This window comes from Rhizobium bangladeshense (assembly GCF_017357245.1).
Lineage (GTDB): Bacteria > Pseudomonadota > Alphaproteobacteria > Rhizobiales > Rhizobiaceae > Rhizobium > Rhizobium bangladeshense.
Genome location: NZ_CP071612.1, coordinates 2,967,697 through 2,992,291, shown reverse-complemented (window position 1 = coordinate 2,992,291; position 24,595 = coordinate 2,967,697). Strand labels below are relative to the sequence as shown.

Genomic DNA, 24,595 nt, shown 5'->3' with positions numbered 1-24,595 from the left:
ACTTCCCTCGATTGGCGGGGCCGCATCCTGCGGCCCCGCCACCGGTTCAACGAAAAGGCATCGGGCCGCGATACCAGGCCGAGCGTATGCAGTTTCGTTGCCTCGATTTTTCAATCCCTATTTCAGGCGGATCAATCATGAGCAGCAGCTATACAATCGACGATCTCAGGAAGGATGTTGCCGAAGGGCGCATCGATACGGTTCTCGCCTGCCAGGTGGACATGCAGGGCCGGCTGATGGGCAAGCGCTTCCAGGCTGAATATTTCGTCGAAAGCGCCTGGAAGGAAACGCACAGCTGCAACTACCTGCAGGCGACTGACATAGAGATGGAAACCGTCTCCGGCTACAAGGCGACGAGCTGGGAGAAGGGATACGGCGACTATACGATGAAGCCGGATCTTTCGACACTGCGCCGCATCCCCTGGCTCGAGGGTACCGCGCTCGTGCTCTGCGACGTGCTCGACCATCACACCCATGAAGAGGTCGCCCATTCGCCACGCGCGATTCTGAAGAAGCAGGTGAAGCGTCTCGAAGACATGGGCATGAAGGCCTATATGGCCTCGGAGCTCGAATTCTTCCTGTTCGACCAGAGTTATGAGGCGGCGCATGCTTCGGGCTACCGCAATCTGAAGCTCGCCAGCGCCTATAACGAGGACTACCACATCTTCCAGACCACCAAGGAGGAAGAGGTGATGCGGGCGATCCGCACCGGCCTGCAGGGTGCCGGCATTCCGGTCGAAAACTCCAAGGGCGAGGCCTCGGCCGGACAGGAGGAGATCAACGTCCGCTACGCCGACGCGCTCGCCATGGCCGATCGGCATGCGATCATAAAGAATGGCTGCAAGGAGATCGCTTGGTCGAAGGGCAAAGCCATCACTTTCCTTGCCAAGTGGAACTACAATGCCGCTGGTAGCTCCTCTCATATCCACCAGTCGCTGTGGAGCCTTGAGGAAAAGCCGCTATTCTTCGACCATACCGGCAAATACGGCATGTCGCCGCTGATGCACAATTACGTTGCCGGACTTCTCGCCCATGCGAGCGAGATCACCTATTTCCTGGCGCCTTACATCAATTCCTACAAGCGCTTCATGGCTGGCACTTTTGCTCCGACCAAGGCGATCTGGAGCAAGGACAACCGTACCGCCGGCTATCGCCTTTGCGGCGAGGAGACGAAGGGCATCCGTATCGAATGCCGCGTCGGCGGCTCCGATCTCAATCCCTATCTCGCATTCGCAGCGCTGCTCGCCGCCGGTATCGACGGGATCGAGAACAAGATGGAGCTCGAGGCTCCCTTCGTCGGCGACGCCTATGGCGGCAAGGACATTCGTGAGATCCCGCGCACGCTGCGTTCGGCGGCGATTGCGATGACGGAATCGGCGATGCTGCGCAAAGCCTTCGGCGACGAGGTGATCGACCACTACACCCGCGCTGCCGAATGGGAGCAAGAGGAATACGACCGCCGCATCACCGATTGGGAAGTGGCGCGCGGTTTCGAAAGAGCTTAATAGGCATTTCGCGGGGTTGCCCCTCACCCTAACCCTCTCCCCGTAGAAACGGGGAGAGGGGACTTGCCATGCGAGACGTTGCGGGGGGACCGAAAGGTTGCGGCATATCCCCTTCGCCCCGTTTGCGGGGAGAAGGTGCCGGCAGGCGGATGAGGGGCTGTCGCCCACCAATTTTGAAATGATACGAGGACAGGAAATCGATCATGGCAATGATCCAATGCATTTCACCGGTCGACGGATCGGTTTACGCGGAGCGTCCGGCGCTTTCGCTCGATGCCGCCAAGGATGTGGTGGCGCGCGCCCGCAAGGCGCAGAAGGCCTGGGCGAGGCGGCCGCTTGAAGAGCGCGTTCAGCTCGTGCTGAAAGGAGTTGCGCGGCTGAACGAGATGTCGGACGTCGTCGTGCCGGAGCTTGCCTGGCAGATGGGGCGGCCGGTGAAGTACGGCGGCGAATACAGGGGCTTCAACGAGCGCTCCAACTATGTCGCCTCGATCGCGGCTGACGCGCTCGCCCCGCTGGTCGTCGAAGAAAGCGACCGTTTCGAACGCCGCATCGAGCGCGAAGCGCATGGCGTCGTCTTCGTTGTCGCGCCGTGGAACTATCCCTATATGACGGCGATCAATACGATCGCGCCGGCGCTGATGGCCGGCAATACGGTCGTTCTGAAACACGCCTCGCAGACCTTGCTCGTCGGCGAACGGCTGGTACAGGCCTTCGTCGAGGCGGGTGTTCCGGACGACGTATTCCAGAACGTCTTTCTCGATCATGAAACGACGTCGGCACTAATTGCTGCCGGCAGCTTCAACTTCGTCAATTTCACCGGATCGGTCGAAGGCGGTCGCTCGATGGAGCGGGCCGCCGCCGGCACCTTCACCGGCCTCGGCCTCGAGCTCGGCGGCAAGGATCCGGGTTACGTCATGGAAGACGCCGATCTCGATGCGGCCGTCGACACGCTGATGGATGGCGCCACCTATAATTCCGGCCAGTGCTGCTGCGGCATCGAGCGCGTCTACGTGCATGAATCGCTCTACGACGCCTTCGTCGAGAAATCGGTTGCCTGGGTGTCGAACTACAAGCTTGGCAATCCGCTCGATCCCGAGACGTCGCTTGGGCCGATGGCGAACAAGCGTTTCGCCAAGGTGGTGCGCGAGCAGATCGCCGATGCGGTTTCCAAGGGCGCCAAGGCGCTTGTCGATCCCAAGCTTTTCCCTCAGGACGATGGCGGCGCCTATCTCGCACCGCAGGTCCTCGTCGATGTCGATCATTCCATGGCCTTCATGCGTGAAGAGACCTTCGGTCCGGCAGTCGGCATCATGAAGGTGAAGAGCGACGAGGAGGCTCTCGCTTTGATGAACGACAGCCAGTACGGGCTGACGGCCTCGCTCTGGACCAAGGATGTCGAGCGGGCTGCGCGTCTCGGCCGCGACATCGAAACCGGCACCGTTTTCATGAACCGAGCGGACTATCTCGATCCGGCGCTCTGCTGGACCGGCGTCAAGGAGACCGGCCGCGGCGGCTCGCTGTCGATCATCGGCTTCCAGAATCTGACGCGTCCGAAATCCTTCCACCTGAAGAAAGTGACAGCATGAGCAGCAGCAACATCACCGCAAACTGGAGCTACCCGACATCGGTCAAGCTCGGCCGGGGCCGGATCAAGGAACTGGCCGACGCCTGCAAGAGCCTCGGCATGAAGAAGCCGCTGCTTGTCACCGACCGCGGCCTCGCCGCGATGGCGATCACCAAGAACGCGCTCGATATCCTCGAAGATGCCGGTCTTGGCCGGGCGATCTTCGCTGACGTCGATCCGAACCCGAATGAGAAGAACCTCGAGGCCGGCGTCAAGGCCTTCAAGGACGGCGGCCATGACGGCGTCGTCGCCTTCGGCGGCGGCTCCGGCCTCGATCTCGGCAAGTGCGTCGCCTTCATGGTTGGCCAATCGCGGCCGGTCTGGGATTTCGAGGATATCGGCGACTGGTGGACGCGCGCCAGCGTCGAGGGCATCGCGCCGATCGTCGCCGTACCGACGACGGCCGGCACCGGTTCGGAAGTCGGGCGCGCCAGCGTCATTACCAATTCCGAAACGCATGTGAAGAAGATCATCTTCCACCCGAAGTTCCTGCCGGGCGTCGTCATCTCCGATCCGGAACTGACGGTCGGGATGCCGAAGATCATTACCGCCGGCACCGGCATGGACGCTTTCGCGCATTGCCTGGAAGCCTATTCCTCGCCCTTCTATCATCCGATGTCAGCCGGCATCGCGCTCGAAGGCATGCGGCTCGTCAAGGAATTCCTGCCGCGCGCCTATCGGGAAGGCACCGATCTCGAAGCTCGCGCCAACATGATGTCTGCTGCTGCCATGGGCGCGGTCGCCTTCCAGAAGGGGCTCGGCGCAATCCACGCCTTGTCCCATCCAATCGGCGCCGTCTATAACACCCATCACGGCATGACCAACGCGGTTGTCATGCCGGCGGTGCTGCGTTTCAACCGTGCGGCAATCGAGGAGAAGATCAGCCGCGCGGCGGCCTATCTCGGCATTTCGGGCGGTTTCGACGGCTTCTATGACTATGTGCTGAAGCTCCGTTCCGATCTCGGAGTGCCGGAGACGCTGACGGCGATGGGAATCGCCCCCGACCGTATCGACGAATTGTCGGCCATGGCGATCGAAGATCCGAGCGCCGGCGGCAATCCTGTCGCGATGACGCTCGAAAATACCAAGGCGCTTTTCAGGGATTGTTTCTGAGGCCTTGAGAGCGAACCTGCGGATTGGCCCGGAAAGCTCGGCTTTCCGGGCTTTTTCTTCTTTTTCGGCGTCCCCAATTTTCGGAATATGAAAAGTACAGGCTGCAATTTGGGCGGGCGCGTTCGGAATTTGTTAACCATGATTGTAAAGGATAGCTTAACCGCATGATGCTCTGACAGTGCGCAAAAGAGCGATGCCGGCTCGTGCCATTTTCCTCCCGAGGACCGAACATGCCAGTGATTACATTCGCAAATACCAAGGGCGGCGCCGGCAAGACGACCGCTGTTCTCCTGCTCGCGACTGAGCTTGCCCGCAAGGGCTATCGCGTCACCATTCTTGACGCCGATCCGCAACACTGGATTACGCACTGGCACGAGATCTCTGGTCATGTGCCCAATATCTCTGTGATCGATTTCGTCACCACCGCCTCGCTGCCGCAGCATATCAGCGAGAACAAGCATAATACCGACTATTTCATTGTCGACCTGCCGGGCGCGCGAAATCCTCTGCTCGCCACCGCCGTCGGCCTCTCCGACCACGTGCTGATCCCGATCCAAGGCTGTGCGATGGATGCACGCGGCGGCGCGCAGGTGCTCGAACTTCTGCAGTATCTGGACGAGAAGGCCGGCATCAGGATCGGTCATTCGGTGGTGCTGACCCGCGTCAACTCAATGGTGACGACCCGGGCGCTGCAGCTCGTCAAATCGCTCCTGAGCGAACGGCATGTGCCGGTGCTGGATACGGCGATCATCGAACGCTCGGCCTTCCGCGACATCTTCGACTGTGGCGGCACGCTGCAGACCATGGACCCCACGCGTGTCAGCAATCTCGACAAGGCGCGCGAGAACGCCACCTGTTTTGCCGAGGAGATCATGCGCAAGCTGCCGGTCAGGCTTTCGGCGTCGACCCACATGGCGACCGCGGCCTGACAATTTTCCGCATTCTAGGGAAATGCGTCCGGTCCGTCCGCGGCGCATTTTCGCTTTTCAGCCGATGGCCGTGCCGCCGCTATCGTTGAGAGAATGAGCCAGAAGGCCCGACAGACGCCTTTTGACTGCGGCGAGTTCACCCGACATGCGATTGCGCCGCCGCGGCAGCCCTACATCGACCACCTCTTGAATGCGTCCCGGCCAGGGACGCATCACCACCACACGGTCCGCCAGAAAAGCCGCCTCTTCGATGTCGTGCGTGACCAGCAGCATTGTCGTGGCATTTGCGCGCCAGAGGTCGAGCAGATGATCCTGGAGTTCGAGGCGCGTCATCGCATCGAGTGCGGAGAAGGGTTCGTCCGCCAACAGCACGGCGGGCTTTGTCACGAGCGCGCGCGCCAAGGCCACACGCTGAGCCTGCCCGCCGGACAGTTCTTTGATCCAGCGGTTCTCGTAACCACGAAGGCCGATCTTCTCCAGGGCAGCCGATACCTGCTCGTCACTTTCGCTGCTTGGCAGATGGCGCAGGCCGAAACCGATGTTGTCGGCAACCGTCAGCCAGGGAAAGAGGCGAGGTTCCTGGAAGACGATATTCACGAGCGGGTCCGGCTCCGTCAGCCGCCGTCCTTCCAGGCTGATTTCGCCTTGTGTGGGCGCTTCCAGGCCCGACAACAGCCTCAAGAGAGTGCTCTTGCCGCAACCCGAGCCGCCGATGACCGCAACCAGCTCCCCCCTTGCGATGCTGAGAGAAAAATCTTGCAGCGCATGCGTTCCATTGGGATAGATCTTGGACAGAGAGCTGATATCGAGCATGTCAGATTCCGCTCCTATGGCTGTCACGCCAGCGCAGGAACGGCGAGGTCGCAATCAGAAGCAGGCTGTCGGTCGCTTTGCCGACGATGGCAAAGATCAAGATAGCAGCGAGGATCTGATCCGGCTTTCCGAGCTGCTGGCCGTCCACCAGAAGATAACCCAGGCCTTCCGACGCTCCCATGAATTCCGCCGCCACAACGAACATCCACCCGAGGCCGAGGCCGGCGCGGAGCGCAAGGACGAAGTCCGGAAGGACGGCTGGCAGCAGGATCAGACGAATGAGTTCCAGCCCTGAAAGGCGGAAGACGCGGCCGACTTCGACGATGCGCCTGTCGACGCCGACAACGGCGCCGTAGACCCCGAGATAGACTGGGAAGAACACGCCGACGGCAATCAGGGCGACTTTGGAGGCCTCAAAAATGCCGAACCACAGGATGAACAGCGGCACCCAGGCAATCGAGGGAATGGCTCTCAAGGCCTGCAGCGTCGGATCGAGCAAGCGTGCGAGCAGCCTGGAGTATCCGGTAAGCGCTCCGAGCGCTGTTCCTGCCAAAGAGCCGAAGGTAAAACCAATCGCCACTCTGCGCAGCGTCGCGCCCACATGCGTTATGAGATCGCCCGATGCTGCGAGCGTATAGACGGTAAACAGAATCTTCGAAGGCGGCGGCATCAAACGGCCTCCGACTATACCTGTGCGGACCAGGATCTCCCAGGCAGCAAACAATGTAACTGGAAAGAGCATACCGACGATCGGATGATCGAAAGGCGAAACTCGGCGCTGCCGGGTCTCCCTTGCTGGTTCCGTATTGCGCCATGATAGCGCGATGTCGACCAACGACATGGAACATGTTTCCTATCGCGTTACTGCCCGAGGGCGGCAAAGGCGTAGCTGGGGTCAATCAGCGCCGATACGGTCTTGGTAACATCGACATCCGCCTTGATGACATCGGCCCTTTGCAAGGCGAGGCCTGCCGCCTCGATCGTCTCCCGCTGTGCATCGCCGATGACGGAGTAGCCGAGATCCGTGCGCTCCAACTGGCGGTCGATCACAGTATTGGGCAACTTGGTGGCGGTGACGAGCGCTTCTTTGAGCTTGGCCGGATCTTTCAGGGCTTCGGCACGTGCCTTCTCGTATGATGCAAGCACGCGTTTGACGATATCGGGATGGGCGGCGGCAAACTCCTCGCGCACGTTGAGCACGCCCCAGCTGTTGTTCTCGGGCTTGCGATAAAAGAGTACGTCGCCATCTTCGATCTCGGCGGAGGCCATGATCGGATCGAGGCCGGCCCATGCGTCGACATCGCCCCGCTTTAGCGCCAGGCGGCCGTCCGCGTGCTGCAGCAGAACAAGCGAAACATCCTTTTCGGTCAGACCCGCCTCGGCGAGAGCGCGGACCAGGAAAATATGCGGATCGGTGCCGCGTGTCACGGCGATGGACTTGCCTTTAAGGTCCTCGACCTTGGCAATACTGGTATCTCTGCGTGTGACCAGAGCGGTCCATTCCGGGCGTGAATAGACATAGACCGATTTGATCGGGTTGCCATTGATCCGGCCGATCAGGGCAGCTGCGCCCGCAGTCGAACCGAAGTCGAGGGAGCCGGCATTCAGGAATTCCAGCGCCTTGTTGGAGCCGGCTGACTGCACCCACGTTACCTTGATCCCGTCTTTTTCGAATTCCTTTTCCAGAATTCCTTCATCCTTCAGGATGAGGCTGACCGGATTGTAGGTTGCCCAGTCCACCCGAATTTCCGACACATCGGCAGCCTGCGCCGTTGCGACCGCTACTAAACCTGCCAAAGTGCTCAAAGCTAAACGAACAAGCGATTTCATCGGACCTCCACAAATGTTATGAAGGAAAATCTACCGATTTAATGGCTTTATGCGTGCTTTCAGGTTCCAAACTTTGGGAAAGGAGAAGCAAATTTGAACTGCCGCCGTGGGCGACGCTAGATTGTTGTGTCAAACGGCGGGCGGCGGCGGTCCGCCCGCGTCTTCGTCAATCCACGAATTCTACCGTCACGCCGGGCTTAACCATCTTGGCAAGCTCGGTGGCATCCCAGTTGGTCAGGCGGATGCAGCCATGACTCTGGGTACGGCCGATCTTGGAAGGATCGGGTGTGCCGTGAATGCCGTAAGTGGGCTTGGAGAGCGCCATCCAGACGGTGCCGACCGGGCCGTTCGGACCCGGGGGAATGTTGAGGATCTTGTCGTTGGCGCCCTGCTGGAAATTGATCTTCGGATTGTAGGTATAACCGGGATTGAGAGCGACGCGCTCGACTGTCACGGTACCTGAGGGGGAGGGTGTGTCGGCGGAGCCGATCGACGCCGGATAGGCGGCCAACAGATTGCTGGCGCCGTCATATGCGAAGACCTGCTTGCGGCCCTTATCGGCGATGATGCGGGCAACTTCGCCGGTTTTTGGTTCGCCGGGATTGACCACTTTGATCACCGTGCCGGGAACGCTGAAATCGGCACCCGGGTTCATTTCCTTAAGAAAGGCCTCATCCATGTGGAAGCGCTCGGCCAGCATTTCGGTGGTCGAGGTATAGGCAAGCGACGGCAGCATCGCCTTATGCGCATAATCTTCCGGGATCTGGGCGACGAAGGGGCCCGCGGCATCGGCTGGTGTGATCGTGTAGCTTACGACGGGCAGGCCGCCTGTCATGCGGAGTTCTTCGAGAATGGCGTCGGTGTTGTTTGGATCGAGCTTGGAGCCGGTCATTTGGTCATAGGCATAGATCGCCTTGGTGACGTTCGAACCCATATGGCCGTCGATGACGCCAGGAGAGATGCCGGCGCGGTCAAGGAAGACCTGCAGTGCGACGATCTCGGGCTTGGACTTACCCTGGAGCGTAATGACGGGTTCTTCGGGCGCGGTCGTCGGCGCGTCGGCGGGCGGGATCTGCTGGTCGGGATCGATTGAGGCGTAATCTTCGCCCGATTGCGGGTTGCCGATGCTGTTGTCGTCCGGATAGGGCTGCTCGCCTAGCGGCAGGCGCTCGATCGCTGCGTCGCGCGGAATGCCGCCGGTAACGGCGCCGCGCTCGGAATAACGCGTATCGCCATACGGATCGTCGGCATAGTAGGGATCATTGCCGTACTGGTCGGAATAGACTTCGCGCGGACTGGGGCGCTGCGAATAATAGCCGCGGGCGCGCATCTCGGTGGCGACGATATTGCCGTAGGCGTCGATCAGCACGCGATTGCCGCTGCGGTCGCGGGCATAGGCAAAGCCGCGGGGCACATAATCGAGGATTTCACCGTTCGGCGTGACCAGCACAATGTCGCTCTGGCGGCGGTCGCGGAATTGCTGCGCACTTGCGTCGGGTGCTGCCAGCGCAAGGGGTGCCAGGACGGCGGCAACCGAGAATGCCGATTTCAAAAAGCGACTCACGTCTCAAACCTCGAACAGTACTGGGCAGACACACACCCGCGAATCTTGACGCTAGTGTGGAATTTATGAAAGCGTGCTGAACAAAATATGAAAATCACTAAGATTTCCTTTTACTCATAAACGTTTGCGTCCTTGTGTCAGTTCCGCAAAATCCACGGTTGCGGCAAAAGCGCAAGAGGCGAAAGGCGCCGATTGACGAAAGACGGCGTGAAACCTAACGCTACGGCGGCCGATAACCCCGAGGAGACCCGAGATGATCGAATTTGCCGCTGCAAGCGGGCCGCGCCTGATGCTGGATGAAACATCGGTTCTGGATATCGGGGGATGTATCGTCGAAGGCGTCGATATCGCGCCGAAACGAGCCATTCCCGACGATGGCGATCCGCGAATCGATCACTCACTTGAGGGGTTTCTCTTCACCTGCGGGCCGGACCATATCCGCCATCGCCAGCCAATCGCCGGCCGGGGCGACGGCAAGGTCTATCCGCTGCACGGATCGGCCTCCGGCCACGCAGCGAAGGTGCTCTGGACGAAGTTCGAGAATGGCAATGCCGAATGCCGCGCCGATGTCGACATCGTAACCATCGAGGGGCTTCCGCAGCGCATAGAGCGGCTCTGGCGGATCGACGGCGTGACCGGCGAGGTGTGGCTCGAAGACCGCGTCGTCAACACCAGCGACGAGACGGTGCCGACCTTCCTGATGTATCATATCAACATCGGCGGCAAATGGCTGGACGAGGGCACGCGACTCGAAGGGTATATGCTGGAGAACGGCGGCTTTCCCTGGACCTTCGGCGAAGAGCCGGGCGGCATCTTCTGTGTTCCGGCGCCCGCGACGGAGGAGGGGTTTGCGGAAGTCCGGCTTGGTCCCATCGCCGCAATCGGCGGCAGGACGCTGCGCGTCCGCTTCCGCGCCGATACGCTGCCTTATCTGCAGGTGTGGCGAAACCAGAATGCGCCGGCACATGTCATCGGCATCGAGCCCGTCTCGCATCGATGGGTCCTGCGCGACGAACTCGAGGCGTCCGGCGAGTTCAACATGCTGGCGCCCGGCGAGAGCCGCAGCTATGCGCTCACCTTCGCATTCGTGTAAGCGAAGTGTTGTTGACGCTCGCCAGCCTCCCGTCGTAGACCTTCAGCCCACGACTTATGAGGAGACAAGACGATGGATATTCGCCAGATCGACGATGAATATTCGGTTTCGGGACAGATCACGCTTAAAGATCTCGACGAGATCAAGGCGCTGGGCTTCAAATCGATCGTCTGCCACCGCCCCGACCATGAAAGCCCCGACCAAACGTCGTTTTCCGTCATCGAGGCGCGTGCCAAAGAGCTCGGACTCGATATCGCCCATGTGCCGGTTGGACCGATGGGCGTGACCGAAGAGGCGGTGCAGGGCATGGTCGACGCGCTCGACGAGTTCCCGCGGCCGATGCTCGGATATTGCCGCTCGGGCGCGCGTTCGACGGCGATTTACCAGAAGACCCACCATATCCGCAGTTGAGCGTCGCACCAGCCGCCGATTTTCGGGCGCTGCTCCGCAGCGCCGCCACCCTACTATTCACTCAGGAGACGATAATGAGCATTAAGCGTATCGACGTCGGCGCACGCATGAGCGGCGCCGTCATTCACGGCAACACGGTTTATTTGGCGGGCCAGGTCGGCGAGGGTGAAAGCGTCACCGATCAGTGCAAGTCTGCGCTCGCCGAAGTCGACCGCCTCTTGGCGGCCGCCGGAAGCAGCAAGTCGAAGATCCTGCAGACGATCGTCTATCTCTCCGACATCGCTTATTTCGCCGAGATGAACGCTGCCTGGGAAGCCTGGATCGATCCGGCCAATCCTCCGGCCCGCGCCACCAGCGAAGCCAAGCTTGCTGCGCCGAAGTACAAGGTCGAGTTCATCGTCACGGCCGCGCTCGACTAAGGTTGCTTCAATCCTGTCTCTCAAAGCCGGCGGGGCAACCTTACCGGCTTTTTGTTTGCGCGATTTCCGAAAGCGTTCTGGTCGGTGTGATCGCTTCCGGGTCGAGCTTCACCTCGATGATCGCCGGCTTGCCGCTTGCACGCGCGCGCTCGAAAGCGGGGGCAAATTCCTCCGTGTTTTCTACCGTCTCGCCGTGGCCGCCATAGGCGCGGGCGAGGGCCGCGAAGTCCGGATTGGTCAGATCGGTGCTGCTGACGCGGCCGGGATATTCGCGCTCCTGGTGCATGCGGATCGTGCCGTACATGCCGTTGTTGACGACGATTGCGATGATCGGCAGGTCGTAACGGATGGCGGTGGCGAATTCCTGGCCGTGCATCAGGAAGCAGCCGTCGCCGGCAAAACAGATGACCTCACGCTCGGGAAAGAGCCGCTTGGCGGCCACCGCCGCCGGCAGCCCGTAACCCATCGAGCCGGAGGTGGGCGCGGCCTGGGTGTTGAAGCGGCGGAAACGGTGGAAGCGGTGCAGCCAGGTGGCGTAGTTGCCGGCGCCATTGGTGAAGATCGTTTCCGGCCCGATATTGCCTTCCAGCCACTCCATGATCGGTCCCATATGGACGGCGCCCGGACCCGTCGCCGGCGGCTTCGACCAGGCGAGATAGGCCTGGTGCATATGCGCGGTCCGCTGCGCCCACCGTGGCTCGGCCGGGGCTTCGAGATCGACGAGTGTTTCGACAAAATCGGCGGGGCTCGCGCAGATGGCAAGATCGGCGCGATAGACGCGGCCGAGTTCCGACGGATCCGGATGGATATGAACGAGGGACTGACTGGGGTAGGGGATGTCGAGCAGCGTATAACCTGAGGAAGGCATTTCCGACATGCGGCCGCCGAGCAGGATCAGCAGGTCGCTCTCCTTGATCTCCTTGGCGAGCGCTGGATTGATGCCGATGCCGACATCGCCTGCATAACAGGGGTGGAGATGATCGAACAGCATCTGCCGGCGGAAGGAGCAGCCCACCGGCAGCTGAAAACGTTCGGCGAAGATTGCAAAATCGGCGACGGCATCGGCATCCCAGCGTGTGCCGCCGAGAATCACCATCGGCCGTTCGGCCTTCAAGAGTCTTACATAAAGATCATCGATCTGGCTGCGGCCCGGGTGGGCCTCGACGCTGGCATAACGCCTGGCGCGGGGCGCCTCGACCTCATCGCGCAGCATGTCTTCCGGCAGCGTCAGCACCACGGGGCCGGGACGGCCGGAGGTCGCGACCGCAAAGGCGCGGGTTATAAACTCGGGAATGCGGGCGGCATCGTCGATCTCGCCCACCCACTTGGCGAATTCGGTGAAGGCGCGGCGGAACTCGACCTCCTGGAAGGCCTCGCGTTCACGCGCCTCTCGCTGCACCTGGCCGATGAAAAGGATCATCGGGGTCGAATCCTGCCTTGATATATGCAGACCGGCGGAGGCGTTGGTGGCGCCAGGTCCGCGGGTCACCATGCAGATGCCTGGCTCGCCCGTCAGCCTGCCCCAGCAATCCGCCATCATCGCCGCCCCGCCTTCCTGCCGGCAGACGAGGACGTCGATATCGCTGTCGCGCAAGGCGTCGAGAACGGCGAGGAAACTCTCGCCGGGCACGCAGGAGAGGCGCTTGACGCCATTCGCCTTCAGCGCCTCGACAATCAATTCTCCGCCCGTCTTTTTCATGATGATGCCTTCTTCATGACGATGCCTTCCTCTCCAACTCGGCGAGTTCCGCCAGAATTTCCTCCCTGTGCTCGCCAAGACGCGGGCTCGGACTGATGTAGCGCAACGGTGTTTCCGACAGCACAACCGGCGTCCTGACCCCGGGAATGATCGTGCCGGCGGCATCGGTAAGGTCGATGCGCAGATCGCGGGCCTTCACCTGCGGGTCGGCGAACATTTCCTCGATCGTGTTGATGGCGCCGGATGGGACCGCGTTCTGCTCACAGGCCTTCAGAAGATCCGCCTTCTGCAATTTCAGCGTCTCGGCGGAGATCAGGCGGCGGACTTCGCCGCGGTTGGCAACGCGGGCCTTGTTGGTGGAGAAACGCTCGTCGTCCGCGATCGTCTCCAGGCCGAGGATGGCGCAGAGGCGGCGGAACTGACCGTCGTTGCCGACGGCAAGGATGAGATAACCGTCGGCCGTCGGCACGACCTCATAGGGCGAGATGTTGGGATGGGCGTTGCCGAGGCGGGTCGGTGCGGCGCCGGAAATGAGGTAATTCATGTTCTGATTGGCGAGAACGGCCGATTGCACGTCGAGCAGGGCCATGTCGATAAGCTGGCCTTCGCCGGTTTTCAACGCGTGGATCAGGGCGGCCTCGATCGCCGAGACGGCATAGATGCCGGTGAAGATGTCGGCGATCGCCACGCCCGCCTTCATCGGCTGGCCGTCCGGCTCGCCTGTTATCGACATGAAGCCGGACATGCCCTGGACTATGTAATCGTAGCCAGCGAGACCGGCATAGGGGCCGGTCTGGCCGAAGCCGGTGATCGAGCAATAGACGAGCCTCGGGTTCAGCTTGCGCAGGCTGTCGTAATCGAGCCCGTATTTGACGAGGCCGCCAACCTTGAAATTCTCGATCACCACATCGGCGGTGGCTATGAGGCGACGAACGAGATCCTGGTCCTCAGTGCTCTTGAGGTCGGCGGTGATGGAGCGTTTGCCGCGGTTGGCAGCGTGGTAATAGGCGGCCGAGAGATTTTCGCCGTCGGCAGCTTCGACGAAGGGCGGGCCCCATTGGCGCGTATCATCGCCGCCGTCGGGATTTTCGATCTTGATCACGTCGGCGCCGAGATCGGCGAGCATCTGTCCCGCCCAGGGGCCGGCCAGCACGCGGGCAAGCTCGATCACCCGGATGCCGGCAAGCGGCGGCTGTTTCGTCGCGGTCTCGATCATGTTCCTCCCGTCAATGTCTAAGGCGCCAGCGTCACCTCAGATGTATCGGATACGGGCTTTGAAGCAAAGCGGCGCTCACGCCAGAGGATGTACAAGCCCGACACCATGATGATCGTGATGCCGAGCCATTTGACTGCATCCGGAAAGTCGCCGAAGACCAGCCAGGCGAAGATCGTTGCCGAGACGATTTCGAAATATTGCAGCGGCGCCAGCGTCGACGCCGGTGCAGCGCGATAGGCGTAGACGCCGAGGATCCCGGCTATGGCGGCCGTGGCCCCTACGCCAGCGACGTAGAACCACGCGCTGCCCGCAGGCATGACGGGATCGAAGAGATCGGAGCCGCTTCCTTCGCCGACAAAAAGCAGGAGGACGCAGAAGAGCAAGCCCCAGATGCCCATCTGGAACTGCATCGACCAGGGGTCCTCCCTGTGTGAGAGGACGCGGGTCATCAACACGAAGATCGCAACGCAGAGCGCGCTGACAACGGGCAGGAGCGCGACATAGCCGACCTCCTCGAAGCTCGGCTGGATGATCAGCATCGCCCCGAAGAAGCCGACGCCGCAGGCGGTATAGCGCCGCCATCCGATCGTCTCCTTGAGGAAAATGCCGCCGAGGACCGTCACGATGATCGGCTCGATGAAGAAGATCGCGATCGCGTCGGCGACCGCCATGTATTTCAGCGTGGTTACGAACGAGATCATCGAGACTGTGATGATGAAGCCGCGGATGGCGTGGAACAGGCTCTGGCGCCACGAGAAGTCCCTAAATCTGCGCCGCCATAGCACGATCGGCAGCATGCAGAGCGCCTGCACGACGAAGCGGCCGGCGGTGATCTCGGCGGACGGGACTGTGACGACGGCGAGCTTGGAGAAGATATCAATGAGCGGCGAGACCATCACCGACAGAAACATCAGCACGAGCCCCGTCGTCACCTCGGAGGCAGACGAAGCGGTGCGGGCGGAGGGGCTGCTCATGATGGATTCTCTCTGGCTCGGAATATTGCGGGTGCCGCGTCGCACCAGTCCGCGAAGGCTGCGATCGCCGCGTCGGCGCCAATTTCGTTCAGCGTTTCATGCCGCATGCCCTGATATATCACGGTGGTGATCCGAGAGAAGCCCTTGGCTTTCAAATGGTTTGACAGCCAGAGCACGGCTTTTCCACGCTCCGTCGCGGGATCTTCGGCGCCGCCGACGAGATGGATCGGCATATCACGCGGCAGCCGGTCCACATGGAGTTTCTGCGGCGCGCGAAAGGTCAGCTCGAAGAGGTCGAGCCAGAGCGAGACCGATGCGTCGAAGCCGCAGAGCGGATCGGCGATATATTTGTCGACGTCATCGGCGCGATGCGACAGCCAGTCGAACGCCGTGCGGCCTTCCGGGATCGATTTTCCCCAAGCTCCGAAGGTGAGCTTCGGCAATAGGCCACTCGGTACGTCTGACCCCTTCAGCATCCGTTCGGCAAGCAGGATCGCCTGGGCAGCTCGGCCGGCAAGGCCGACAGCGAAATTCGAATTCCAGACGGCGACGGCGTCGAAGTCGGCCGGAGCGGTGACGATGGCATTGAGCGCGATGAGGCCACCCATCGAATGGCCGAAGAGGATCACCTTCAGGCCGGGATGGCGCGAGGCCGCATGGGCGCGCATGGCAATGACGTCGCCGATCACCCGTTCGACGCCATTCCGGCCGGCAAAGCGTCCGATCGGCGCGTCGGGTGCCATCGTCTCGCCGTGGCCGCGGTGATCATGGGCATAGACGTGATAGCCGCGCGCCGCCATCGCCTCGGCAAAGCGGCCGTACCGCTTCGAGTGCTCCGCTAAGCCATGCGATATCAACAGGATGCCGCGTGCCGGACCGGCGGCCTCGGCATGGTGATAGGCCAGCGACGCTTCCCCTATTGCGAGCCTTCGCGTATCAGAAAACATCCGGATCCTCCCTGCCGCAGCAGAGCAGATCGCTACTGCATAATTCCTTAAAGCGGAATCGATTTAAGGAATTATGCAGTAGCTCCAGGCGCGATAGTGTTCTTTGCGCGGCTTCGAACATGACGTGCCATGAACCACCGCATCTTTTCCGGAAATATACAGCTGACATAAATTCTGAATGTGTTTCGATTCAGGGTTGCTGTCGTTTACTCTTTGTGCTTATCTGTTCCCGCATTGTTCTTCTTTTGGGGGTTGAAATGAGCAGCATGCAGTTGCGTACCTTTACGTTCGCCGTATCGATGGTCCTTGCTGGCGCTGCCACGGCGCAGGAGACCGACGGCCGTACCCGTTTCATTCTTGCCGCGAGCTGGCAGCCCGCTTTCTGCCAGACGAACCAGAAGAAAGCCGAATGCGCCAGCCAGACCGGCGAGCGCCATGACGCGACCAATTTCTCGCTGCACGGCCTCTGGCCGATGCGGCAGGACTATTGCGGCGTCAGCGACGACCAGAAGGCCGCCGACAAAGACGGCAAGTGGGATGCATTGCCAGCGGTCGCTGTTTCGGCCGAGACGCAGGCAGCGCTTGCAAAGGCGATGCCGGGCACGCAGTCCGGCCTCGAGCGGCACGAGTGGATAAAGCATGGCACCTGCACGAAAATGAGCGTGGAAGACTATTTCGGCGTCAGCGTCCGTCTCGTGGATGCGCTCAACGCATCGGCCGTGCGCGATCTCTTTGCCGCCAATATCGGCAAGACGGTCAAGGCCGAGGCGATCAAGGCGGCTTTCGACAAGAGTTTCGGGCCCGGTGCGGGTGACCGCGTCAAGATGAGCTGCCGGCGAGCCGGCAATGTCAGAATGATCAGTGAGCTGACGATCGGCCTGTCTGCGGATGCCGGAACGGCATCGGGGAAAAACGCGAGCCTTGCCGATCTGATCCGGGGGGCGGGAAAAACCTCCTTCGGCTGTGACGAGGGCGTTGTCGATGCGGCGGGCTTTTGACCGGAATCCTGCGTAACCGGGTTTCGGCGTTGCTCACAGGCGCTGTTTCGCCTACATAGCGGCACGAAACGAAGTTTCCCGCCCGGAGCAGCGCAGCATGGCACGTCAATTCATCTATCATATGTCCGGCCTCAACAAGGCCTATGGCAACAAGAAGATCCTGGAGAACATCCACCTTTCCTTCTACCCGGATGCCAAGATCGGCATCCTCGGCCCGAACGGCGCCGGTAAGTCCACCGTGCTGCGCATCATTGCCGGCAAGGACAAGGAATATACCGGCGAAGCCTGGCTCGCCGAGGGTGCCACGGTCGGCTATCTCGAACAGGAGCCGCAGCTCGATTCCGCCAAGACCGTGTTCGAGAACGTCATGGAGGGCGTTGCCTCGAAGACCGCGATCGTTGATCGCTACAACGAATTGATGATGAACTATTCCGACGAGACGGCGGAAGAAGGCGCCAAGCTTCAGGACATCATCGACAGCCAGAACCTCTGGGATCTGGAAAGCCAGGTCGAGATGGCGATGGAAGCCCTGCGCTGCCCGCCGCGCGACGCCGATGTCACCACTCTTTCCGGTGGTGAGCGGCGCCGCGTCGCGCTCTGCCGCCTGCTTCTGTCGCAGCCGGACCTGCTGCTGCTCGACGAACCGACCAACCATCTGGATGCCGAAACCATCGCCTGGCTCGAAAAGCACCTGCGCGACTACCCCGGCGCCGTGATGATGATCACTCACGACCGTTACTTCCTGGACAACGTCACCGGCTGGATTCTCGAACTCGACCGCGGCCGCGGCATCCCTTACGAGGGCAATTACTCGGCGTACCTGCTGGCTAAGGCCAAGCGCATGGCGCAGGAAAATCGCGAGGAAGCATCACGCCAGAAGGCGATCAGCCGCGAGCAGGAATGGATTGCTTCCAGCCCGAAGGCTCGTCAGGCCAAGTCCAAGGCGCGCATCAAGTCCTACGAGCAGCTGGTGGAGGCCGCCGAGAAGCAGCGTCCCGGCGACGCGCAGATCATCATTCCGGTCAGCGAGCGCCTCGGCCAGGTGGTCATCGAGATGGAAGGCATCACCAAGGGCTTCGACGGCCGCACGCTGGTCAACGACCTGTCGTTGAAGCTGCCGCCGGGCGGTATTGTCGGCATCATCGGCCCGAATGGCGCCGGCAAAACGACGCTGTTCAAGATGATCACGGGTCAGGAAACGCCGGATGGCGGTTCGATCCGGATCGGTGAGACCGTGCATCTCAGCTATGTCGACCAGAGCCGCGATGCGCTGGATCCCAACAAGACCGTCTGGGAAGAGATCTCCGGCGGCGCCGAAGTGATCAAGCTCGGCAAGTTTGACATGAACTCCCGTGCATATTGTGGCGCCTTCAATTTCAAGGGTGGCGATCAGCAGCAGAAGGTCGGCAGTCTCTCGGGCGGTCAGCGCAACCGCGTTCACCTCGCCAAGATGCTGAAGTCCGGCGGCAACGTTCTGCTGCTCGACGAACCGACGAACGACCTGGATACGGAAACGCTCGGCGCCCTCGAGAACGCGCTTGAGAATTTCGCCGGCTGCGCCATCGTCATCAGCCACGATCGTATGTTCCTCGATCGCCTGGCGACGCATATCCTGGCTTTCGAGGGTGAAGGCCATGTCGAGTGGTTCGAAGGCAATTTCGAGGATTATGAGGAGGACAAGGTTCGCCGCCTCGGCCCCGACGCTCTCAATCCTGGCAGCCAGGCACATAAGCGCCTGACGCGCTGATCGCAGCGTTTTGTTTACGAAAGCCCCGGCTTTTTTCATGTTCGCTCCTGTCGCAATGGGAGCAGTCGATTTCGCAGAGAGTGCGAATTGCCGCTTGTCACCGCCGTTTAAATCACATAAAGATATCTTTATATCTTGATTGGGCTGATGATGAGCGAACCCTTGAAGCTTGGACTGGATGGGCTTGTGGACGTCTTGAAGGCGGCCGGCGAACCCACGCGCCTGCGTCTTCTGGCGCTTCTCGACGGCGGCGACTTGACGGTGACCGATCTTACCGAAATTCTCGGTCAATCTCAGCCCCGTATTTCCCGCCACCTGAAGCTGCTCGGCGAGGCCGAACTGATTGAACGCTACCAGGAGGGCGCCTGGGCCTACTTCCGTCTCAAGCAGGACGGCAAGGCAGCAATGCTCGTTCGGGCGTTGCTCAAGCATGTCTCCGAGAACGATCCGACCATCCTTCGCGATGGCGAGCGGCTGTCGGCGGTCAAGCGCCAGCGGGCCGAGCGGGCACAGGCCTATTTCAGCCGCAACGCTGCTGAATGGGACGAACTTCGCCGCCTGCATGCCGCCGACGAGGAGGTCGACGCCGCCGTCATCCGTCTGCTCGGCAACCAGCCGATCGATTCGCTGCTCGATCTCGGCACCGGAACCGGTCGCATCCTCGAACTCCTATCCGGGCTCTACCGGCGGGCGATCGGCGTCGACGCCAGCCGCGACATGCTGAGCGTGGCGCGCGCCAACCTCGACAAGTCCCGCATCACCAAGGCGACGGTGCGCCACGCCGATATTCTGAACCTGCCGTTCGAGGGGCAGGATTTCGATCTGGTGACGATTCATCAGGTCCTGCATTTTTTCGACCAGCCGGAGATTGCGATTACGGAAGCGGCGCGCATGCTCCGGCCGGGCGGCCGGCTCGTGGTCATCGATCTTGCGCCGCACACGCTCGAATATCTCCGCGACGAGCATGCGCACGTCCGGCTCGGCTTCTCGCACCAGTCGATGTCCGATTGGCTGCGCAAGGCCGGGCTCGATGTCGAGCAGGTCGTCGACCTTCATCCGGGTCAGCAGGGCGGGCAGGGGCTGACGGTCACCGTCTGGCTCGCGCGCGATCCGAGGCGCCTCATGGCTTCGCAGACGAGCGAAGGCGCCGAACCTACATTTGCCGGGAGAGTATGACATGGCTTTGAAAAACGAAGCACGCGGGCGCAACATCGGGATCTCTTTCGAATTCTTCCCGCCGAAATCGGAAGAGATGGAAGGCCAGCTTTGGGAGACCGTCAGCAAGCTGCAGGACTGGGAGCCGGATTTCGTATCGGTGACCTATGGCGCCGGCGGCACGACCAAGGCGCCGACCCTGTCGACCGTCACGCGCTTCCTGGCGCAGACGCCGCTTGCCACCGCATCTCATCTGACCTGCGTCGGCGCGACGAAGGAAGAGACGCATCAGGTGATAGATACATTCCGCAATGCCGGCGTGACGCATTTCGTGGCGTTGCGCGGTGATGCGCCCGGCGGCGCTGGCGCGCCCTACGCGCCGCACCCCGGGGGGTATGCCAACGCGGCCGAGTTGGTGGCCGGGCTCAAGGAGATCGGAAATTTCGAGATCTCGGTCTCCGCCTATCCCGAAAAGCATCCTGAGAGCCGCGATACGGCCGCCGATATCGAGATGCTGAAGCGCAAGGCCGACAACGGCGCCGACCGGGCGCTAACGCAGTTCTTCTTCGACAACGACAATTTCGAGCGTTACCTGGAGCGAGTGCGCGCTGCCGGCATCTCGATCCCGATCGTGCCCGGCATCATGCCGATCCAGAACCTGACGCAACTGAAGCGTTTCGCCGGCGCCTGCGGCACGGTCATCCCCGCCTTCCTCGACGAACGTTTTTCCGGCTTCGACGACAAGCCCGAGGAACGGGCGAAGGTCGCGGCCGACGTTGCCGCCGAACAGATCGAGGATCTCGTCCGGCGCGGCATCGATGAGTTCCATCTCTATACAATGAACCGCGCGCCGCTGGTTTCCGCGGTGCTCGAAAATCTCGGCTTGTCCCGTCGGGCGACAAAGAGCGCGGGCGCAGCGGCCTGATTTTCCGCAACATTCAAAAGTGAAAAAGCGCATGTCGGGCGGGACATGCGCTTTTCGTTGGCGGATTGATCAGGGGAGTTTAGGCACTATCAGCGTACACGCCCGCCACCCCGCTCAAATGAAGAGCATGGATAGGACGAAAACGAACGCTGCACTGACCAACAGAACATTCAAGGATTGCGTGAGTCCCATGTCTGTCTCCTCGCGTTAACCGGCTGATATTATGTCTGAAATATGTCGGTTGGAAAGCGAATTGTATGCTGCGCCGCCGAAATGGGCGGTGGATAAGTCGAACATCGTTTTCGCAAGCTGTTGGAATAAAACAATAATCTTCACGTAATTTTTGTTCACACATTTTAACGCGGCGTTAAATCAGGCGATTACGGATTTACCTGTGAGCCTAAAACATGGCAGGCTTGCAAGTGGTTGAAAGCATAGACGAAATGCAACCGCCCGTCAGGCGGGTTTCACCAGCGCGCGATAGGCGCGGCCATCGAGGATGACGAGGCCGAAACCGATCAGCGCCATGCCGGCGAATTCGCCAAGCGCCAGCCGTTCACCGAGAAAAAGCACGCCGAGAAGGATTGCGCTTGGCGGCACCAGCAGAGTGACAAGCGAGGCGTTCGTGGCGCCGGCCGCCGCCATGATCCGGAAATAGAGAATGTAGGCGAAAGCGGTCGATACCAGCGCCAGCGCCAGAACGGCGAAAACGATATCGAGCGGCGGCAAGGAGAGCGTCCAAGGGCGATCGGCCAGCAATGAGAGCGGCAAGGTAATTAGCGAGGATGCGGTCAACTGGCCGGCGGCGGTGACTGGTGCCGGAACGTCCTTGAACCGCTTTCCGTAGATGGCTGCGAACCCGTAGGAGATGGCGGCAAGCACGGGAAGCAGCAGCGCCCAAAGGGGTGCTTGGCCGCTGGCTGACAGTCCGGGGCCGATCAGCACGATCGTTCCGGCCAGGCCGACGAGGCAGCCTGCGATCTTGGCAGAGGACAGCTTTTCGTCGGAGGTGAGGTAATTGGCGGTCAGCACGGTCCAGATCGGCGTCGTGGCGTTGAGGATCGCCGCAAGGCCGGCGCCGATTCGGGTCTGGCCGAAGAAGATCAGAGCATGCGGCAGAGCATTGTTGATCAGCCCGAGGATCAGGAATTCGCGCCAGCGGGATTTCAGGGTCTGATAGACGTCTAAACGGCCGGCGATATAAATGTGCAATGCGAGCCCGGCCAGCAGCAGCCGGAGGAAGACGAGGGTCAGCGGCGGGATATGCTGGACGGCGATGCGCGCGAAGAAAAAGGAGCCGCCCCAGATGAGACCGAGCAGGAGCAGCAGGCTCCAGGTCCACGCGTTCATTCTGGTGTCCATGCCGTCCTCCTCCATCCCAAGCCGCATCGTCACCGTCTCGTCCAATTCCGGCGTCGCTGCTCACCATAATGGTTTAACGGGCAGGGAAAGCGGCGCCACCCGTTTCTTGCGAAGCGAGCGGCGGGAGTGTCAGCGGCGATTAGAGAGCGTTGAGAAGGGCGGGCGTCGCCCAGCCGTCTGCCGGCATGCCCAACCGCTGCTGCTCCTTCTGGATCGCGACACGCGTGCCGGAACCGAGGATGCCGTCGATCTCGCCGACATCATGTCCGAGCGACTGCAGCTTGCTCTGCAGCGTCTTCATCTGGTCATTGGCGAGCCCTTGTTCCGGTGTGCCCTTCAGGTAAGTCGGGGCGCCAGAAAGGCGGGTCGCGAAATAGGCGGCCGAAGTCGTGTAGATGAACGACTTGTTCCATTCGAGATAGATCTTGAAATTCGGATAGGCAATGAAGGCCGGTCCCATGCGGCCCTGCGGCAGCACGAGGTCGCCTTCGAGATCGCCGAAGCCCGTGTTGCCGTCGCGCGGCTTGACGCCGAGCGCGAACCACTCGCTGGCCTTCATCGTGCCGCCAAGGCCGGATTTCTCGAAGGGCAGGTTGTCGGGCAAGGTCACTTCCTGCAGCCAGGGCTGACCGCGCTCGAAACCGAGATGCTGGATGAATTTCGCTGCCGTCAGAATGGCGTCCGGGCTGCTTTGCTTCAGGCGGACGTGGCCGTCGCCGTCACCATCCATGCCATAGGCGATGATGTCGCGCGGCAGCATCTGTACCTGGCCGATCTCGCCGGCCCAGGCGCCGGTGTTGGTGGCGGGGTCGAGGTCGCCGTGCTGGACCATTTCGATGAGGGCGATAAGCTGCGGACGGAAGAGTTCCGGGCGGCGGCAGTCGTGCGACAGGGTCACCAGAGCGTTGCGAGTGTTGAAATCGCCCTGGACAGCGCCGAAGTCGGTTTCCATCGCCCAGAAGGCGGTGATGACGCCGGGGGGCACGCCGAACTCCTGCTCGGCCCGGGCAAAGACGTCGGCATATTGCTTCATTTTCTGGCGGCCGATGTCGAGGCGGGCCTGGCTGACGGTGCGCTGGGAGAATTCGAGGAAGGTCTGCTTGAAGACGCCTTGGGCGCGATCGCGGCTCAGGACCTTCTGATCGACCTCGGCGCCGGCGAGCGCCTCATCGGCGGCCGCCGCGCTGGCGCCCGCTGCAATTGCGTCGGCCTTGACGCCCTCGAGGAAGTCGGACAGATCGCCGCCGCAGGGCGCTGCCGACGGGTCGGAGGCAGCTGGCGCCTGCTGGGCGGCCGCGCCGCCTGCAAAAGTAAGGGCAAACAGGAGGGCGAGTGCAGAGCGGCTTGTGAGCGAGCGGTGCATGAATGCGGTCCTTATAGAAAATGGATGCCCGTCGCTTTCACAGAGGAATGTGACGGAAGCAAGAAAGATTGAAAGACGTTACTAAGAATTTGCATCCTTAGAAACGGTCGCGACCCAATTGTTCCAGTTCTTTGCGCTGCCGGCAAAAACGTTAATATCGGTCGGTCCCTTGATGCCGGGAACAACACCGGTCGAGGTATATTGCCAGAAGGCCCAGCGACGGTCGGAGTAAGTCGCTTCCGGGTGTTTTGCCACCGAGCGCACCCAGAAATGATAGTCCTGAAAGTAGCCAACGAGGTTTTCGCGGTGGAAATCGACCGAGGTATAGATGATTGGGCGTTTGCCGTAATAGGCCTCCAGCCGGTCCATAAAGCGCTGCATTTCCGCGCGCACCGTTTCCGGGTCGGGACGATAGCGGCAGGTCTTCGATTCGCCGTTCCATTCGACGTCGAGCACTGGCGGCAGGCGCATGGCGTCCTTCGGCACGTTGCGGATGAACCAGTCGGCCTGCTGGTCGGCCGAGGAGCAGAAATAATAGAAATGATAGGGAGCGTGCGGGATACCGGCGGCGCGAGCCTCGCGCCAGTATTCGTCAAAGCGGGGGTCTAGCCGGTCCTTGCCTTCTGTCGCCTTGATGAAGGCGAAGGCGACGCCGGAAGTCTTCACCGTACTCCAGTCGATATCGCCCTGCCATTTGGAGATGTCGATACCATGAACCGCGTTCTGATGCGGATGCTTTGCTCCGAAATCCTGCGGATCAGTGTCCTTGAAGCGCGTCTTCGGTTTGATCGATGCCGTTTCGAGATAGTCATAACCGGAGGAAGAGCAACCGGCCAGCAGGATGGCCAGGGGCAGAACGCAACACAAAAGCCGGCGCATGGGTATCCCGTCGTGAACCGAATGAT

22 protein-coding genes are annotated in these 24,595 nt (G+C 61.2%); 11 read left to right on the top strand and 11 right to left on the bottom strand.

What is annotated here, in order from left to right; translation table 11 throughout:
* Positions 1–137 precede the first annotated feature (137 nt).
* The 4 genes from J2J98_RS14575 (at position 138) to J2J98_RS14560 (ending at position 5,174) form a co-directional block, all read left to right on the top strand.
* On the top strand, positions 138–1,505 hold the full coding sequence (locus tag J2J98_RS14575) for a glutamine synthetase family protein (protein WP_207601432.1): 1,368 nt from the start codon (positions 138–140) through the stop codon (positions 1,503–1,505).
* 203 nt (positions 1,506–1,708) lie between these two features.
* Positions 1,709–3,094: an aldehyde dehydrogenase family protein gene (locus J2J98_RS14570; protein WP_064711524.1), complete on the top strand. Its 1,386-nt coding sequence runs from the start codon at positions 1,709–1,711 to the stop codon at positions 3,092–3,094.
* Positions 3,091–4,245: an iron-containing alcohol dehydrogenase gene (locus tag J2J98_RS14565; protein ID WP_207601431.1), complete on the top strand. Its 1,155-nt coding sequence runs from the start codon at positions 3,091–3,093 to the stop codon at positions 4,243–4,245. Before J2J98_RS14570 ends, J2J98_RS14565 begins: the two co-directional genes overlap by 4 nt.
* Positions 4,246–4,475: 230 nt before the next feature.
* Positions 4,476–5,174 (top strand): ParA family protein, encoded by a 699-nt coding sequence (locus J2J98_RS14560; protein ID WP_207601430.1) that lies wholly within the window; start codon positions 4,476–4,478, stop codon positions 5,172–5,174.
* 57 nt (positions 5,175–5,231) lie between these two features.
* Here the strand turns inward: J2J98_RS14560 and J2J98_RS14555 are convergent, their stop codons facing one another.
* From J2J98_RS14555 to J2J98_RS14540, 4 genes are all read right to left on the bottom strand, one after another.
* Positions 5,232–5,987 (bottom strand): ABC transporter ATP-binding protein, encoded by a 756-nt coding sequence (locus J2J98_RS14555; RefSeq protein WP_138393126.1) that lies wholly within the window; start codon positions 5,985–5,987, stop codon positions 5,232–5,234.
* Between the two features lies 1 nt (position 5,988).
* Entirely contained in the window at positions 5,989–6,828 is an 840-nt protein-coding gene (locus J2J98_RS14550) for an ABC transporter permease (RefSeq protein WP_064705625.1), read from the bottom strand.
* Positions 6,829–6,848: 20 nt separating this feature from the next.
* Entirely contained in the window at positions 6,849–7,817 is a 969-nt protein-coding gene (locus tag J2J98_RS14545) for an aliphatic sulfonate ABC transporter substrate-binding protein (protein ID WP_207601429.1), read from the bottom strand.
* 166 nt (positions 7,818–7,983) lie between these two features.
* Complete coding sequence (locus J2J98_RS14540) at positions 7,984–9,381, bottom strand: L,D-transpeptidase (RefSeq protein WP_207601428.1); 1,398 nt, start codon at positions 9,379–9,381, stop codon at positions 7,984–7,986.
* Between the two features lie 253 nt (positions 9,382–9,634).
* Between J2J98_RS14540 and J2J98_RS14535 the strand changes: the two genes are divergently transcribed.
* The 3 genes from J2J98_RS14535 to J2J98_RS14525 all read left to right on the top strand — a co-directional run bounded on the left by J2J98_RS14535 (position 9,635) and on the right by J2J98_RS14525 (position 11,304).
* The gene (locus J2J98_RS14535; protein ID WP_207601427.1) at positions 9,635–10,474 is read left to right on the top strand and encodes a DUF4432 family protein; all 840 of its coding nucleotides are present in this window, start codon (positions 9,635–9,637) and stop codon (positions 10,472–10,474) included.
* 72 nt (positions 10,475–10,546) lie between these two features.
* Positions 10,547–10,885 (top strand): protein tyrosine phosphatase family protein, encoded by a 339-nt coding sequence (locus J2J98_RS14530; protein ID WP_064705621.1) that lies wholly within the window; start codon positions 10,547–10,549, stop codon positions 10,883–10,885.
* A gap of 74 nt (positions 10,886–10,959) precedes the next feature.
* A complete protein-coding gene (locus J2J98_RS14525) occupies positions 10,960–11,304 on the top strand; it encodes a RidA family protein (protein WP_064705620.1) in 345 nt (114 codons plus the stop codon).
* Positions 11,305–11,344: 40 nt separating this feature from the next.
* On the opposite strand, the gene J2J98_RS14520 is transcribed toward J2J98_RS14525, so the two are convergent.
* Genes J2J98_RS14520 through J2J98_RS14505 form a run of 4 tightly spaced genes read right to left on the bottom strand, consistent with a single transcriptional unit; the run spans position 11,345 to position 16,140 of the window.
* A complete protein-coding gene (locus J2J98_RS14520; RefSeq protein WP_207601426.1) occupies positions 11,345–13,003 on the bottom strand; it encodes a thiamine pyrophosphate-binding protein in 1,659 nt (552 codons plus the stop codon).
* A gap of 13 nt (positions 13,004–13,016) precedes the next feature.
* Positions 13,017–14,219, bottom strand: a complete 1,203-nt coding sequence (gene caiB / locus J2J98_RS14515; protein WP_064705618.1) for a succinate--glutarate CoA-transferase — start codon at positions 14,217–14,219, stop codon at positions 13,017–13,019.
* A gap of 17 nt (positions 14,220–14,236) precedes the next feature.
* Positions 14,237–15,193 (bottom strand): DMT family transporter, encoded by a 957-nt coding sequence (locus J2J98_RS14510; protein WP_207601425.1) that lies wholly within the window; start codon positions 15,191–15,193, stop codon positions 14,237–14,239.
* Positions 15,190–16,140 carry an alpha/beta fold hydrolase gene (locus J2J98_RS14505; RefSeq protein WP_207601424.1) on the bottom strand — a complete coding sequence of 317 codons (951 nt, stop codon included), beginning with the start codon at positions 16,138–16,140 and terminating at the stop codon, positions 15,190–15,192. The genes J2J98_RS14510 and J2J98_RS14505 overlap by 4 nt, the downstream gene beginning before the upstream one ends.
* Before the next feature lie 257 nt (positions 16,141–16,397).
* Here J2J98_RS14505 and J2J98_RS14500 point away from each other — a divergent pair, with 257 nt between their 5' ends.
* From J2J98_RS14500 to metF, 4 genes are all read left to right on the top strand, one after another.
* Positions 16,398–17,138 carry a ribonuclease T2 family protein gene (locus J2J98_RS14500; protein ID WP_064705615.1) on the top strand — a complete coding sequence of 247 codons (741 nt, stop codon included), beginning with the start codon at positions 16,398–16,400 and terminating at the stop codon, positions 17,136–17,138.
* Between the two features lie 97 nt (positions 17,139–17,235).
* Positions 17,236–18,885: an energy-dependent translational throttle protein EttA gene (gene ettA / locus J2J98_RS14495; RefSeq protein ID WP_064705614.1), complete on the top strand. Its 1,650-nt coding sequence runs from the start codon at positions 17,236–17,238 to the stop codon at positions 18,883–18,885.
* A 150-nt stretch (positions 18,886–19,035) separates the two neighbouring features.
* Positions 19,036–20,061: an ArsR/SmtB family transcription factor gene (locus tag J2J98_RS14490; protein WP_064711683.1), complete on the top strand. Its 1,026-nt coding sequence runs from the start codon at positions 19,036–19,038 to the stop codon at positions 20,059–20,061.
* A gap of 1 nt (position 20,062) precedes the next feature.
* A complete protein-coding gene (metF, locus tag J2J98_RS14485; protein ID WP_064705613.1) occupies positions 20,063–20,965 on the top strand; it encodes a methylenetetrahydrofolate reductase [NAD(P)H] in 903 nt (300 codons plus the stop codon).
* 456 nt (positions 20,966–21,421) lie between these two features.
* On the opposite strand, the gene J2J98_RS14480 is transcribed toward metF, so the two are convergent.
* From J2J98_RS14480 to J2J98_RS14470, 3 genes are all read right to left on the bottom strand, one after another.
* Positions 21,422–22,327 carry a DMT family transporter gene (locus J2J98_RS14480; RefSeq protein WP_207601423.1) on the bottom strand — a complete coding sequence of 302 codons (906 nt, stop codon included), beginning with the start codon at positions 22,325–22,327 and terminating at the stop codon, positions 21,422–21,424.
* Positions 22,328–22,466: 139 nt separating this feature from the next.
* Positions 22,467–23,690, bottom strand: a complete 1,224-nt coding sequence (locus J2J98_RS14475) for a lytic murein transglycosylase (RefSeq protein WP_207601422.1) — start codon at positions 23,688–23,690, stop codon at positions 22,467–22,469.
* Between the two features lie 81 nt (positions 23,691–23,771).
* Positions 23,772–24,569 carry a glycoside hydrolase family 25 protein gene (locus tag J2J98_RS14470; protein WP_064705610.1) on the bottom strand — a complete coding sequence of 266 codons (798 nt, stop codon included), beginning with the start codon at positions 24,567–24,569 and terminating at the stop codon, positions 23,772–23,774.
* Positions 24,570–24,595 lie beyond the last annotated feature (26 nt).